Origin of the sequence: Paucihalobacter sp. (genome assembly GCF_036825875.1) — a bacterium.
GTDB lineage: Bacteria > Bacteroidota > Bacteroidia > Flavobacteriales > Flavobacteriaceae > Paucihalobacter.
This window is the reverse complement of record NZ_DAISXK010000016.1, coordinates 25294-39292: the sequence shown is the minus strand read 5'-3', so window position 1 is coordinate 39292 and position 13999 is coordinate 25294. Positions and strand designations below refer to the sequence as shown.

Genomic DNA, 13999 nt, shown 5'->3' with positions numbered 1-13999 from the left:
ATGCAATTATTAATTTTCAAAGCTTATTTAGAATAAATAAAAATAAAATTTACAACAAAATGTGTGTGAAATATTTACTATTAAAATTATTTTCGGACTTGACTTTTTAAAAAGAATAGCCTTTCATAATAGCATAAAAAAAAGCAGTATCTTTGCACGCAATTCAAAGTAATTGCAGCATGACAGCACATGAAAATAAAATAGTAGGCGAAGGCTTAACCTACGACGACGTACTTTTAGTACCAAACTACTCAGAAATACTTCCTAGAGAGGTTAACATTCAAACAAAATTTACGAGAAATATTACCATTAATGTACCTATAGTGTCTGCTGCCATGGATACTGTTACTGAAAGTAAAATGGCCATTGCCATGGCGCGAGAAGGTGGAATAGGTGTGCTTCATAAAAATATGACTATTGAAGAGCAAGCCACCAAAGTGAGAAAGGTAAAACGTGCTGAAAGTGGGATGATTCTAGACCCAGTTACTTTGCCGCTCACAGCAACCGTATTAGATGCGAAACGCAACATGGCCGAACATAGTATTGGCGGCATTCCGATAGTTAACGAAAAAGGGATTCTAAAAGGTATCGTTACCAATAGAGATTTACGTTTTGAGCATGAAAATGATCGTCCGATTGTGGAAGTCATGACCAAAGAAAATTTAGTTACTGCAGCCGTCGGAACATCTTTAAGCGATGCTGAAATTATCCTTCAGCAAAATAAAATTGAGAAATTATTGATTGTTGATGATAATTTTAAGTTAGCTGGACTTATTACGTTTAGAGATATTACGAAGGTTACACAAAAACCAATTGCCAATAAAGACACTTATGGAAGGTTACGTGTTGCAGCCGCAATAGGCGTGACTCCCGATGCTGTTCAGCGTGCTGCTGCCTTAGTAAAAGCGGGCGTTGACGCCGTAGTTATCGATACAGCGCACGGCCATACCAAAGGTGTTGTATCTGTTTTAAAAGAAATAAAAAGCAAGTTTCCTAAATTGGAGGTGATTGTTGGAAATATAGCAACAGCCGCTGCCGCCAAATATTTAGTTGAAGCAGGTGCTGATGCCGTTAAAGTAGGTATCGGACCTGGATCCATCTGTACAACACGTGTGGTTGCGGGTGTTGGATTTCCGCAGTTTTCAGCAGTATTAGAAGTCGCTGCAGCCATAAAAGGTTCAGGAGTACCTGTAATTGCTGATGGTGGTATTCGTTACACGGGCGATATTCCTAAGGCCATCGCTGCAGGAGCCGACAGCGTAATGTTGGGTTCCTTATTAGCTGGTACGAAAGAAAGTCCAGGTGAAACTATTATTTACGAAGGAAGAAAGTTCAAATCTTACCGTGGAATGGGTTCGGTTGAAGCCATGAAACAAGGAAGTAAAGATCGTTACTTTCAAGATGTTGAAGACGATATCAAGAAATTAGTTCCTGAAGGCATTGTTGGTCGTGTACCTTATAAAGGGGATTTAGAAGAAAGTATCCATCAATTTATCGGCGGTTTAAGAGCTGGTATGGGCTATTGCGGCGCTAAAGATATTGCTACTTTGAAAGAAACAGGAAGGTTTGTAAAAATCACAGCAAGTGGCATAAACGAAAGTCATCCGCATAATGTGACGATTACGAAAGAATCACCAAATTATTCGAGATAAAAATTAGAATCATTCAGTTTTTAATGATTTTTTTTACAATTGTATGTGTTTCATTTTCAATACTTAGAATGTAAATTCCTTTAGTGAATGCTGATATATTCAAATTAAAATCAATACTATCAAGCGAAGTATCTACAAGTTTCTGTCCTAACATCGAATAAACTTTTAGATTGGTGCCTATTAATTGGTTGTCAATTCTTATGTTAACTGAATCTCTTGCAGGAATAGGGTAAATAGTAACATCATTAGCGACTTGATTGTCAATTGAAAGTGGTGTTTCCTGATAGATACGCACATAATCAATTTCCATGGCATCTTCTGTGAAATTCGGGTCGATAGATGGCTGGATAGCGAAATTTAAAAGTAAATACTGTTCATCGTCAAAAGGCCAAGTATCGGCATTTTTAACTTCGGGATTGTAAATGTAATGTACATTATCATCAACACTAAATATCATTTGTTCTTCAGTCCAAACTAAAGTGTAAACGTGAAATTCTGTGGACGCGGTTGGGACGATTTGTCCACCTTTATTTATTGTACCGCTATGGCTTGAAGGTGTGTGCATGGCGCTTTGAACAAAATTTTGATCACTTCCCCAATGCTCCATTATGTCAATTTCTCCGCACGCTGGCCATGGGGTTGTTCCAAAATCGTCTGTCCAATACCCACCTGGTTCAGTAATATTTTTACCCAAAGTCCAAATGGCCGGCCAGGTGCCAACGCCGCTTGGTAATTTAGCTCTTACTTCTACTTTTCCATAGGTAAATGCAAATTTAGAATTAAGCCTTGCCGAAGTGTATTCTTTGGTAACACCTTGGTCGGTAAAAGTTTCTTTTTTAGCTACAAGGTTAAGATTACCGTCACTTTCAAATGTGTTTGTTAATCGGTTGGTATAGTGTTGAATTTCGTTGTTATACCAACTTACACCGTTGGGCAATAAGGTTTGATGAAACCACTTAGAACCATCAATTGCACCAGAACCATTAAATTCATCCGACCAAACCAAATAATCAAAATTAGGAATTCCTGGTGCATCTATAGTTCCGTCATACAAAAAATCGTCAATGTACGCGGTCACCAAATCGTTATTGTTTTCCCCATTCACTTGAATTAAAACACGGTTTAAATCGTCTCTGTTAACTGGGTTTCCAGAGTTAGGATCTAAATTGATATAATTATCATTTGCAAAATCGAAGGTTACTACCTGCCATTCGTCCAAAACAATGGCTTTTTTAATTTCAGTTTGTGTGCTCCACGGTGCGCCTAAAAAACGATTTTGAAGTTTTAATGCAACCTCATTTGGTTGGTTTCCTGTAATACTTTCAGAGGGTACAAATATTTTAAAAGAAAAGGTGCGATTTACCGATAAATCAAAATTGGCTAGAACGTCAAATCTTACATTGGCATAAGGGCCACCAACATCATTATAACGCAGTACTGTATTTGAGTTATTTATACTTTCTTGAAAGGGATTCGGATAACTAATATCAATAGCGCAATCATCTCCATACCAAGTAGTAATACTGCCATTACCTTCAAAATCGTCTTCAACCGTTTGAGCATTTAGACTACAGGATAATAAGTATATAAATATAATTTTTAAACTTGACCTAATCATGTTTTTTAATTTTTTGTAAGATATCAATATTAAAGGGCAAACGAAAGTGATTAACCTATACAAAAGCCATACAAGTTAAAAATGAATATAAGAATTAGTTATTAAATGCTGTTTTTTAAATATATAACTAAAATTGAGGGTTAGTATTGTTACATTTAAATCGGTGATACCATTTCAGTTTTTTACGAAATTTTTAATAAAATTAGGCATCAATTTTATAAGTAAAAAAAGTATATTCGTTAATGCTAATGAAATCGAAAAACGCTACACAAAACATTGCTATTGTCGGTGCAGGAATTGCAGGTCTGGCAACTGCCATACGTTTGCAAGCTTCAGGAAATAAGGTATCAGTTTATGAAGCTAATTCATATCCTGGAGGAAAACTTACGGCGTTTACTGCAGATGGCTACCGATTTGACATGGGTCCGTCCTTGTTCACCATGCCTCAATATATAGAGGAGTTATTTGCGCTGGCCAATAAACCCATGCATTCTTATTTTAGTTATAAGCGCAAAGATACTATCTGTAATTACTTTTTTGAAGATGGTACAACTTTTTCAGCGGAGGCTGACATTGCAAAATTTGCCAAATCGGCTTCAAAAGTATTTGATGTTGACGAACAGAGCTTAATAGATTACCTTAATAGAAGCAAGAAAAAGTACGATCTTACCGCAAGTTTGTTCTTGGGAAAATCATTGCATAAATTTTTAACCTATTTCAGCCAAGACACATTAAAAGCAATTTTCAATATTTCCAGTTTAGATATTAATACAACCTTGGCAGATTATAATAGCAAAGTTCTAAACAGCGATAAACTTGTTCAGTTTTTTAATCGGTTTGCCACCTATAATGGTTCAAATCCTTACCAAACACCGGGAATTATGTCTATGATTCCACATTTAGAGCAATATTTTGGTACCTATTTCCCAAAAGGTGGTATGCATCAGATAACTTTAAGTCTGTTTGAGTTAGCAAAAGATCTTGGTGTACAATTTTACTTTAATAGTAAAGTCGAGGAAATTATAGCAGCAAACAATCAGGTAGACGGTATTAAGGTAAATAATGTATTTTTACCTTTTGACACTGTCGTTTCCAATGCCGATGTGGTACCAACCTACAGAAAGTTATTGCCCAAACACAAGGCTCCTGAAAAAATTCTTTCGCAGCCTCGAAGTAGTTCGGCATTGATATTTTACTGGGGAATTTCTCAAGAGTTCCCGCAATTGGATTTACATAACATCTTCTTTTCAGAAAATTATAAAACTGAATTTGACACTATTTTTAAAGGCAATAACGTCCATCTGGATCCAACGGTGTACGTCAATATCACTTCCAAAGAAGAGCCAACTGATGCGCCAAACGGATGTGAAAATTGGTTTACGATGGTTAATGTACCCAGCAATACCGGTCAAGACTGGGACGAAATTATCTCACGAACTAGAGAGAATGTTATTAAAAAAGTGAGTAAACTATTAAAACAAGATATTGAACCACTTATAGTGTACGAATCTATTTTAGACCCTAGATCCATAGAAGCCAATACACAAAGCTATCAAGGAGCGCTTTATGGAGCTTCTTCAAACAATAAATTTGCAGCATTTTTACGTCACCCTAATTTCAAAAGTAATATAAACAATCTTTATTTTTGCGGTGGAAGTGTACATCCTGGTGGTGGGATTCCGCTGTGTTTGCTTTCCGGAAAAATTGTTTCTGAACTTATTGAAAAAGCTAGTTAATATGAGTTGGCAACCAAAATATAAGCTTTGGATTGGTATTTTTTTGATTTGGTTGTTTACCATTTCGGGAATTATTGGTATCAACTCAGACAATTCTGATTGGTTCTTATCGCTTACATACGTCAATCTTTTACTTACCTTTATTGTTCTTGTTATAAATATTGAGGAGTTTAGCCCCAAAGTTTTACTAGCGCTGTTCATACCTTTTTTCCTAGGTTTTGTGACTGAAGCGCTGGGTGTTAATTATGGATTGGTTTATGGCAATTATGCCTATGGTGAAAATTTAGGGTTTAAAGTTGTAGGTGTTCCATTATTAATTTGCATAAATTGGGCAGTATTAACGGCGATTACTGCAGATATTGCAAAATATTTTTTTAAAAATATTTGGGTTTCGGCATTGGTTGGGTCTATTTTAATGACTGGTTTGGACTTAATTATCGAAGTTTCGGCGCCTAAATTTGATTTCTGGGAATTTGAAAATGGCATCGTGCCATTACAAAATTATATAGGTTGGTTGGCAACGGCATTTGTAGCGCATTTGGCCTATCAGCATTTTAAGGTAAAAACCAATGCAAATCTCTCTTGGCACATTTATGTATCAATAGTGGTATTTTTTGGTGCCTTCTTATTTATTTAAATGGAACAATACGATTATATCATTACAGGCGCCGGCGCTTCTGGACTTATGTTGGCATACAGGATGGCGCAAGATACTTTTTTTGACGATAAGTCTATTTTAATTCTTGATAAAGAGAAAAACATCACTAACAATCGTACGTGGTGTTTTTGGGAAGATGGTACGGGCGAATGGGATCACCTTTTACATAAAATTTGGCCAAAAATTTACTTCGGAAGTGATGATTATTCACAAGTTATTGATGCAGATCCCTACCACTATAAAATGATAAGAAGTGCCAAATTTTATCAAGCACTATGGAAGATTATAGATAAGAAGGAGCATATAAAATTCTTGAAAGCGAGTGTCAATTCTATTGTCGAACACGATAATCAAGCTGAAGTCATTACAGATAAAGGCACTTTTACTGGAGCAAAAATACTTAATAGTATTGTTTTAAACCGAGACTATTTAAATCAAAAAAAATATCCGATTTTACAACAACATTTTATTGGTTGGTTTATTAAAACAGATAGCGAAGCATTTGATGATGACATCGCAACGTTTATGGATTTTGAAATTCCTCAAAACGGGAATACCGCGTTTATGTATGTATTACCAACTTCAAAAACTGAGGCATTGTTTGAGTACACATTATTTTCTGAAAAATTATTGACAAATGATGCCTACGAAAATGCGATAATTGATTATTTAAACAAAAAAGGCATTAAAAATTACACCATCGAAGAATCTGAGCGTGGTGCGATACCTATGACTTCCTATAAGTTTCATAAACAAAATACCCGTCATGTTTTAAATATTGGCACTTCTGGTGGTTGGACTAAAGCCAGCACCGGTTATACTTTCATGAATACCACCAAAAAAACAAAACAATTAACTGAATTTTTGAAATCCGAAAATGATTTACGGAAGTTTACAAAACTAACAAAATTTTGGTTTTATGATTTACTGCTTCTAGATGTATTGGCAAAGTACAATGAAGACGGGCCAAAGTTATTTTCAAGTCTCTTCAGAAAAACTAAAATTCAAACCATTTTTAAATTCTTAGATGAAGAATCCACTTTTGCGGAAGATTTACGAATCGTTACGGCTGTGCCGCCTATACGTTTTGTAAAAGCTTTGTTGAAACGAATGATTTATGGTGTTTGATAAACCTGCCCGCGATGTGGCTTAAGTGCGTCCCTTATTGGTTTCATGTTTGCTTCATCAACAACAAGGAAGGCTATCCAATGCATGTCGTTTATGGATTCTGTTTCAAAAATATTAATGTCTAGGTTATTTATCGCAACATATTCTTTAAGGTGAACAAGGTGATGAAGCGCAATTTGTTTAGCATCGGGACCTCGAAAATCCCAAATTAATTTTAGTTTACGCATTGGCCAATGATATGTTTTGTTCGGCAAAATTTTTAAAATCGATCATGTATTTTAAACTTTGTTTTTTGAATATATTTGGCATTAACCACAAGAAAAAACGCATTTTAAATGAAGTTGGAATAAACTCATTTTTAGAAATCCATTTAGTTACGCCACGTGCATTTTCTTGAAAAATATTTCGCTGAACGTTATGCATTCCCACGGTTGAATAGCTGTAATGAATTTCGAAAGGTAAATCTTTTTTCGTGATGGTTTCTAGCATTACCATGGTGCGACTTCCAAACTTGTATTGAAGCTTCATTTTTGCACCAAATTTTCCTAGTTCACCAGAGAGATGTTCGGCAGAAATAAAGCCTGTCTGCCAATGTTTTAAATTGTCAACGCTGGTCAACATTTTAAGTACTTCGGCTCTTGGTAAATCGATTAATATTTCCGTGCTGTAGTTCATTTAAATAAAAAAGCACCCAAATTTAAGGTGCTTTTATCTAAATATGTATTAAAAAATCATCTATTTATCAGTTTAAAGGTTTTTACTTGGCCTTCAAAAGACACACGAGCAAGATAAATTCCTTTACTTACATTTCCTAAATTGAAACTCGCACTGTTACTAATGGTAACATTTTTAACCTGAAGCACATTTTGACCTAACAGATTATACAATTCAATAGAGGCATTTCCATTTAAACCTGCAACTACTAAAATGTTGTCGCGAATACTTGTTTTTATGTTATCAAAAGTATTTTCGACAAAGCTTAAGGTAGAATCATAAATTTCAAAAGAACTAAACGTTACATCATCAGTTCCTGGGTTTCCTAATGGAAGTCCAGCGCCATAACCTTCATCCGATCTAAAAACGCCATTACCACCAAAAGCATCCATATAAGTAACTACAAAATTAAATGTAATATTGTCTCCAGCACCGATGCCAAGATCGGTTTTATTAAAAGACATTATGAAATTAGCGTCTGTTGTATTTGCAGGATTACCTACTCCGGTAATAAATGGAAAGGCAGCATTATCAACTAATTCCCATAATCCGCCGAAAGAAGTATTAACCGCAATAGCAAAATCAGGTTCAAATCCAGAAGGAAAGTTAACAACTGATCGTGTGCCGCCATCAAAAATACCAGCACCAGTTATGGCTCGTCTAAGTTTATCGCCAGCATCGGGATCGGCAAAATTAGCTGTAGAAGCAAATCCTCCGGCTCGGCTGTCGATATAAATCACCATTTCGTTATTAAAATCACCAATTCCTTTATTAAAGGAAATTGTTACAATATCACCGTCGTCGGAAATTGTCATATTACTACCACCAACTGGTTCGCCAAATCCACCGTTACCGTTGCCATTGTAATTGGTTTGTGCTCTGGCTCCGACGGATATAAGTGTTAATAATATTAGTAGAATAAGTAGTTTTTTCATCATAAAAAGTATTTTTAGAATATAAATATAATTAAATACTGCGTTTTTCCAATATTTCAAAGATACGAAAACGTTTTCGTGTTTATAAGTTTAGTTCGCAAATTAGCTTGAACACAATAAATTTAGAATTTAGAGGTTCGTAAATCAAACAATGAATCGGGATCTTCAATTGTTGTGCTAAAGTGTAATTATGTTATTTTTGCGTTTATAAAAACTTGTATTGTTATGTTTAAAAAAATCTGTATTGTAATTTGGTTGTTTATCTCAGTTGTCGGCAACGCTCAAATAAACAACGATGAAGTTCTTTTCTCTGTTGAAAATACACCAATTACCATTTCTGAATTCAAGAGAGTTTATAACAAAAATTTAGATTTGGTCAAGGATGAAAGTCAGAAGGATATTGATAATTACTTACAACTTTACATAAATTATCAGCTCAAATTAAAAGAAGCCAAGCGCTTAAAATTGGATGAAGACGCTTCCTATAAAAGAGAATTTGAGTCTTATAAAAAGCAATTACTAAAAAATTATAGCTCAGATGCTGAGGTTACCGATGAATTGGTAAGAGAAGCTTACGACAGAACAGCTTTTGATATTGACGCTTCGCATATTTTAGTGCGAATAGACCCATCGGAAAGAGATACAACTTTAGCCTACAATAAAATAAAAACCTTTAGAGAAAGAGCTTTAACCGAAGGATTCGAAAACGTGCGAGCTTTGGTGCACGACGGTCAAACCATTTACGGAGAACAGTTGGGTTATTTTTCTGCTTTTAAAATGGTGTACGAATTTGAATCCGTAGCCTACAACACAAAGGTTGGTGAAGTTTCTCAACCGTTCCGAACGCAGTTTGGTTATCATATTGTAAATGTTAAGGATAAGCGTGCTTCTAGAGGTGAAGTAACGGTGGCTCATATTATGGTTTCTTTAAATCAAACAGATAATTCCGTAGATCCAGAAGTTAGAATTAATGAAATATATAAAAAATTAAACCAAGGTGAATCGTTTGAAGCCTTGGCTAAACAATTTTCCGACGATAAAAGTTCGTCTAACAAAGGTGGTGCTCTGGCGCCGTTTAAAGGCGGACAGTTAAGTGCGATAGAATTTGAAGACGTGGCATTTTCACTTCAGCAAAAAAACGAGGTATCAAAACCTTTTAAAACGCAATACGGATGGCACATTGTTAGGTTAATTGACAAAAAACCACTGCAATCATATGAAGAATTAAAACCTGAATTGCAAAGCCGTGTGCAACGCGATTCTCGTTCAAAATTAATCAATAAGGCTTTGGTTAATAAACTAAAATCTAAATACGCCATAAAAGAAAAATCTAAAAAATTAAGCTATTTTGAAACTATTTTAACGCCCGATTTTTTTGCAAGAACATGGCGCGTTCCCGAAACTATTGCAGATAATGTGATGTTTCAAATTGATAGTATCAACTATACTTCAAAAGACTTTGCACAACATCTTGAAACAAACCAAAAAAATTATTTCGGTAAAACAACTGATTATAATTATTTGATTGAGACAGAATACAACAATTTTAGAGATAATAGTATATTAAAGTATCATGAAGATAATTTAGAATTCACAAATCCTGAATTTGCGAGCATTTTAAATGAGTACAGAGATGGATTGTTACTATTTGATTTAATGGAAAAGGAAGTTTGGAACAAAGCCATGAAAGATTCTGTTGGCTTACTCAATTATTACCGAAACCATAAATCAGACTACAACTGGGATGATAGATTAGACGTGGTAATAGCAACTTCAGCTAATAAAAATGACGTTGAGCTCGTTTTAAAAATGCTTGATGATAGCATTTCTGTTGATGATATTAATACCAAATTGAACAATAACAATCAGCAAAAGGTAATTCTTACAAAAGGGGTTTACACTACAGACCATGAAAAACTACCATCGGATTTAAAAATCACCAAAGGCATTTCAAAAATCTACAATCACAACGATGCTTATCATGTATTTTTAATCAATGATATTTTGCCAGCAACTGCGAAAACCTTTGAAGAGGCTAGGGGTAAAGTGGTTAATGATTACCAAAATCAAATTGAAAACCAATGGATTGAAGAACTTCGCTCGCGTTTTAAGGTCACGGTAAACGATAAGATGCTGAAAAAGGTAAAATCACAATTAAAATAATTTTTTGAAATATAACATTTTCATACTGTCAGTTTTCTTAGCAGTTTTTACCTCGTGTCAGTTTTTCAAACCTGCATCACCGGGTGAAGCCATTGCCAGAGTTAATGAAAGCTATTTGTATCAAAAGGATTTGCAAGGTGTAATACCTGAGGGTATCTCACAAGATGATAGTTTGGTAATGGTTTCAAACTATATCAACAAATGGGCACTGCAAATTTTGTTGCAAACCGGTGCGGAACGAAATTTACCGGATAAAAAACAAGAAGAATTCAATAAACTAGTCGCTCAATATAAAAATGATTTATACACAAAAGCATATATTGAAGCCTTGGTAAGGCAAAATATTGATGAAACTGTAAGCGAATCAGAATCACAAGAAGTATACGAGCAAAATAAAGAATCATTCAAGCTAAATGAAGATTTACTAAAATTCAGATACATTAAAATACCCAAAAACGCGCTCAACTTAAATGAGGTAACCAAACGGTTTAAAACTTTCAATTTGGAAGATCGTCGCTATTTAGACTCTGTAGCAGTTCAGTTCAATGCTTACTCGCTTAATGATTCAGTTTGGATTCGTTTTAGTCAAGCCATTGAGAAAATACCAGTTGTGAATATAAACAACAAAAACGAACTGTTAAAAAAATCTAATTTCGTGCAACTCAAAGATTCATTAAACCTATATTTGATGCAGATTAATGATGTTTTAGCTCCAAATGATTATGCACCATTAGAATACGTTCAACCAACGGTCAATCAAATAGTTATTAATAAAAGAAAGCTTGAACTCATCAAGCAACTCGAAAATGATATCATTAAAGATGCAAACAGAAACAAACAATTTGAAGTCTTCAATTAAAAAACAAATACTTTTTGCTTTTACCTTGTGTTTCGTAGGATTTACTTCGTTAACTGCGCAGGAAATTATTGAAGATAAAGTGAAGGAGGTATTAGTTGATACTGTAAGAAACACATCTAAACAAAAAATTGACGGTGTGGCTGCCGTTATTGGAGATTTTATTTTACTCGATTCTGATATTGATAAGGAATACGCTCAAATTAGAGCTGCTGGAGGTTCTGTTAAAGATTTTACCAGATGTGAACTTTTTGGCAAACTTATGGAGGATAAACTTTACGCACACCACGCCATTCAAGATAGTATCATGATAAATGAGTTAGAAATTCGCTCTGGTGTTGATCAGCAAATCGAGAGTTTTTTGGCACAATCTGGTGGAACCATCGATGAACTTTTAAAATTTTACAATAAATCATCCGAAGCTGAACTTCGCGAAGAAATGGTTGAAATTAATAAAAACATGAAGCTTTCAGTTGATATGCAACGTAAAATTGTTGACGATATTGAAGTTACACCTGAAGAGGTTCGACAGTTTTTCAATGATATCCCTAAAGATGAAAGACCGCGATTTGGAACAGAATTACATGTAGCTCAAATTGTTGTGATACCTAAAGTAACTGACGAAGAAGTAGAAAAAGCCATTAATCAATTAAAACAATTTAAGGCCGACGTTGAAGATAACGGCGCTAGTTTTACTTCTAAGGTAGTTTTGTACACGGATGACGTTGCTTCAAAAAGATCAGGAGGAAAGTATATTCTGAATCGAAAGCGTCCACAAATGGTCAAAGAGTTTAGAGACGTTGCATTTTCCTTGCAAGAGGGAGAAATTTCTGAACCTTTTAAAACAGATTTTGGTTACCACATTATTTTTAAGGAAAAAGAACGTGGTCAAGAAATTGATGTTAGACATATCTTATTGCGTCCAAAATTAACGCCCGACGCCATAAAGGCAGCTAAAGACAAAATTGAAACTGCGCGCCAACGCATTATTAGTGGGGAACTAACTTTCGCAGAAGCGGCGCTAGAATATAGCGATGAGACCGAAACCAAATTCGAAGGCGGAAAGTTAATCAATCCAATGACACAGGATTTTAATTTTGAGTTGACTAAAATGGATACACAAATGTATACCGAAATTCAAAACTTAAAAGATGACGAGGTGAGTCCTGTATTACAAGACGAAGACAGAATAAACGAAATCAAGTTTAAAATTTTAATGGTGACCAATAGAATTGATGAACATGATGCCGATTTCTCAAAAGACTACCTAAAAATCAAACGTTTAGCGCTTCAAGAAAAACAATTAGACGCAATAGCTAAATGGCAAGATGAAAAAATAACTGATACTTATATCAAAATTAACGGTGATCATAGAAAATGTGACTATACTGGAAATTGGTTAAAAAATAAATAATTTATGTCTGACGTTGTCATAATTGAACAATTTGTAAAAAAATATAACGAGCTAAAAAAGGAAATTTCAAAGATAATCATTGGTCAGGAAGAGGTTGTAGATCAAATATTAATTGCAATTTTTTCAGGAGGTCATGCTTTACTTATTGGTGTTCCAGGCTTGGCAAAAACCTTAATGGTAAATACGATTTCGCATGCCTTAGGTTTAAACTTTAAACGCATTCAGTTTACGCCAGATCTAATGCCTAGTGATATTTTGGGGAGCGAAATTTTGGACGAAAACAGACACTTTAAATTTATCAAAGGACCTATTTTTGCTAATATTATTTTGGCGGATGAAATTAACAGAACACCTCCAAAAACCCAAGCGGCACTACTTGAGGCAATGCAAGAGCGCTCAGTTACTGTATCTGGGCATCGATATCAGTTAGACCATCCGTATTTTGTACTGGCAACTCAAAACCCAATTGAACAAGAAGGAACATATCCTCTACCTGAAGCACAATTGGACAGATTTATGTTTGCCATTAATTTAGAATATCCAACCTTTGAGGAAGAAGTACAAGTGGTTAAATCAACTACAACCGATGTTCAAGCTCAGGTAAATCCACTTTTTAATGCTCAAGAAATTATAGATTTTCAAAATGTGATACGTCGTATTCCTGTCGCTGATAACGTTATAGAATATGCCGTAAGAATGGTAAGTAAAACAAGGCCTGATTCTAAGAATAAAACTGAACTTATAAAAGAATACGTTGATTGGGGTGCCGGACCAAGAGCTTCTCAAAATTTGATATTGGCGGCTAAAACGCATGCAGCGATTAATGGTAAATTTTCGCCTGATATTGAAAATATTCAAGCCATCGCTAAAAGTGTGTTAAGACATAGGATTATTAAAAATTACAAAGCCGAAGCCGAAGGTATTTCAGATGAACATATAATCGAAAGCTTGTTTTAGTTATATCAAAATTAAAGTCTTAATTAAATTGATTTTTTGAACATATATACTGCTTAACAAGTAGTAACAATGAAAAATCTTGACCACCTTATTTTGACAATTTAAAAAATATACACCCTAAAAAATGCGAAATACATTAATTTAACTTCAATAAGCTATAATTATTTG

12 protein-coding genes are annotated in these 13999 nt (G+C 34.6%); 8 read left to right on the top strand and 4 right to left on the bottom strand.

The window, feature by feature from the left end:
- Window positions 1-179: 179 nt before the first annotated feature.
- A complete protein-coding gene (guaB, locus tag V7Z48_RS06590; protein WP_334112607.1) occupies window positions 180-1652 on the top strand; it encodes an IMP dehydrogenase in 1473 nt (490 codons plus the stop codon).
- 13 nt (window positions 1653-1665) lie between these two features.
- Here guaB and V7Z48_RS06585 read toward each other — a convergent pair whose 3' ends face one another.
- Complete coding sequence (locus V7Z48_RS06585; protein ID WP_334112606.1) at window positions 1666-3270, bottom strand: family 16 glycosylhydrolase; 1605 nt, start codon at window positions 3268-3270, stop codon at window positions 1666-1668.
- A gap of 248 nt (window positions 3271-3518) precedes the next feature.
- Between V7Z48_RS06585 and crtD the strand changes: the two genes are divergently transcribed.
- From crtD to V7Z48_RS06570, 3 genes are read left to right on the top strand one after another with little or no spacing between them, the layout of a single operon-like run.
- Window positions 3519-5006, top strand: a complete 1488-nt coding sequence (gene crtD, locus V7Z48_RS06580; protein WP_334112605.1) for a 1-hydroxycarotenoid 3,4-desaturase CrtD — start codon at window positions 3519-3521, stop codon at window positions 5004-5006.
- Between the two features lies 1 nt (window position 5007).
- On the top strand, window positions 5008-5643 hold the full coding sequence (locus V7Z48_RS06575) for a carotenoid biosynthesis protein (RefSeq protein WP_334112604.1): 636 nt from the start codon (window positions 5008-5010) through the stop codon (window positions 5641-5643).
- Entirely contained in the window at window positions 5644-6792 is a 1149-nt protein-coding gene (locus tag V7Z48_RS06570; protein WP_334112603.1) for a lycopene cyclase family protein, read from the top strand.
- Here V7Z48_RS06570 and V7Z48_RS06565 read toward each other — a convergent pair.
- The 3 genes from V7Z48_RS06565 to V7Z48_RS06555 are packed head-to-tail and all read right to left on the bottom strand — an operon-like array spanning window position 6780 to window position 8444.
- The gene (locus V7Z48_RS06565; RefSeq protein ID WP_334112602.1) at window positions 6780-7019 is read right to left on the bottom strand and encodes a hypothetical protein; all 240 of its coding nucleotides are present in this window, start codon (window positions 7017-7019) and stop codon (window positions 6780-6782) included. The two genes, V7Z48_RS06570 and V7Z48_RS06565, sit on opposite strands and share 13 nt — an antisense overlap.
- The gene (locus tag V7Z48_RS06560) at window positions 7012-7467 is read right to left on the bottom strand and encodes an SRPBCC family protein (RefSeq protein ID WP_334112601.1); all 456 of its coding nucleotides are present in this window, start codon (window positions 7465-7467) and stop codon (window positions 7012-7014) included. The genes V7Z48_RS06565 and V7Z48_RS06560 overlap by 8 nt, the downstream gene beginning before the upstream one ends.
- 56 nt (window positions 7468-7523) lie before the next feature.
- Window positions 7524-8444: a T9SS type A sorting domain-containing protein gene (locus tag V7Z48_RS06555; RefSeq protein ID WP_334112600.1), complete on the bottom strand. Its 921-nt coding sequence runs from the start codon at window positions 8442-8444 to the stop codon at window positions 7524-7526.
- 222 nt (window positions 8445-8666) lie between these two features.
- On the opposite strand from V7Z48_RS06555, the gene V7Z48_RS06550 reads away from it, so the two are divergent.
- Genes V7Z48_RS06550 through V7Z48_RS06535 form a run of 4 tightly spaced genes read left to right on the top strand, consistent with a single transcriptional unit; the run spans window position 8667 to window position 13831 of the window.
- Window positions 8667-10604, top strand: a complete 1938-nt coding sequence (locus V7Z48_RS06550; RefSeq protein WP_334112599.1) for a peptidylprolyl isomerase — start codon at window positions 8667-8669, stop codon at window positions 10602-10604.
- A gap of 4 nt (window positions 10605-10608) precedes the next feature.
- The gene (locus V7Z48_RS06545) at window positions 10609-11463 is read left to right on the top strand and encodes a peptidyl-prolyl cis-trans isomerase (RefSeq protein ID WP_334112598.1); all 855 of its coding nucleotides are present in this window, start codon (window positions 10609-10611) and stop codon (window positions 11461-11463) included.
- Window positions 11426-12874 carry a peptidylprolyl isomerase gene (locus V7Z48_RS06540; RefSeq protein ID WP_334112597.1) on the top strand — a complete coding sequence of 483 codons (1449 nt, stop codon included), beginning with the start codon at window positions 11426-11428 and terminating at the stop codon, window positions 12872-12874. The genes V7Z48_RS06545 and V7Z48_RS06540 overlap by 38 nt, the downstream gene beginning before the upstream one ends.
- A 3-nt stretch (window positions 12875-12877) precedes the next feature.
- Entirely contained in the window at window positions 12878-13831 is a 954-nt protein-coding gene (locus V7Z48_RS06535) for an AAA family ATPase (RefSeq protein ID WP_334112596.1), read from the top strand.
- Window positions 13832-13999: the final 168 nt, after the last annotated feature.

Excerpts from the sequence above, each read along its gene's own strand:
- V7Z48_RS06570 (WP_334112603.1), top strand. The coding sequence starts at position 5,644 with ATGGAACAATACGATTATATCATTACAGGCGCCGGCGCTTCTGGACTT.
- V7Z48_RS06550 (WP_334112599.1), top strand. The coding sequence starts at position 8,667 with ATGTTTAAAAAAATCTGTATTGTAATTTGGTTGTTTATCTCAGTTGTC.
- V7Z48_RS06565 (WP_334112602.1), bottom strand. The coding sequence starts at position 7,019 with ATGCGTAAACTAAAATTAATTTGGGATTTTCGAGGTCCCGATGCTAAA.
- crtD (WP_334112605.1), top strand. The coding sequence starts at position 3,519 with ATGAAATCGAAAAACGCTACACAAAACATTGCTATTGTCGGTGCAGGA.
- V7Z48_RS06585 (WP_334112606.1), bottom strand. The coding sequence starts at position 3,270 with ATGATTAGGTCAAGTTTAAAAATTATATTTATATACTTATTATCCTGT.
- V7Z48_RS06575 (WP_334112604.1), top strand. The coding sequence starts at position 5,008 with ATGAGTTGGCAACCAAAATATAAGCTTTGGATTGGTATTTTTTTGATT.
- guaB (WP_334112607.1), top strand. The coding sequence starts at position 180 with ATGACAGCACATGAAAATAAAATAGTAGGCGAAGGCTTAACCTACGAC.
- V7Z48_RS06540 (WP_334112597.1), top strand. The coding sequence starts at position 11,426 with ATGCAAACAGAAACAAACAATTTGAAGTCTTCAATTAAAAAACAAATA.
- V7Z48_RS06560 (WP_334112601.1), bottom strand. The coding sequence starts at position 7,467 with ATGAACTACAGCACGGAAATATTAATCGATTTACCAAGAGCCGAAGTA.
- V7Z48_RS06535 (WP_334112596.1), top strand. The coding sequence starts at position 12,878 with ATGTCTGACGTTGTCATAATTGAACAATTTGTAAAAAAATATAACGAG.
- V7Z48_RS06555 (WP_334112600.1), bottom strand. The coding sequence starts at position 8,444 with ATGATGAAAAAACTACTTATTCTACTAATATTATTAACACTTATATCC.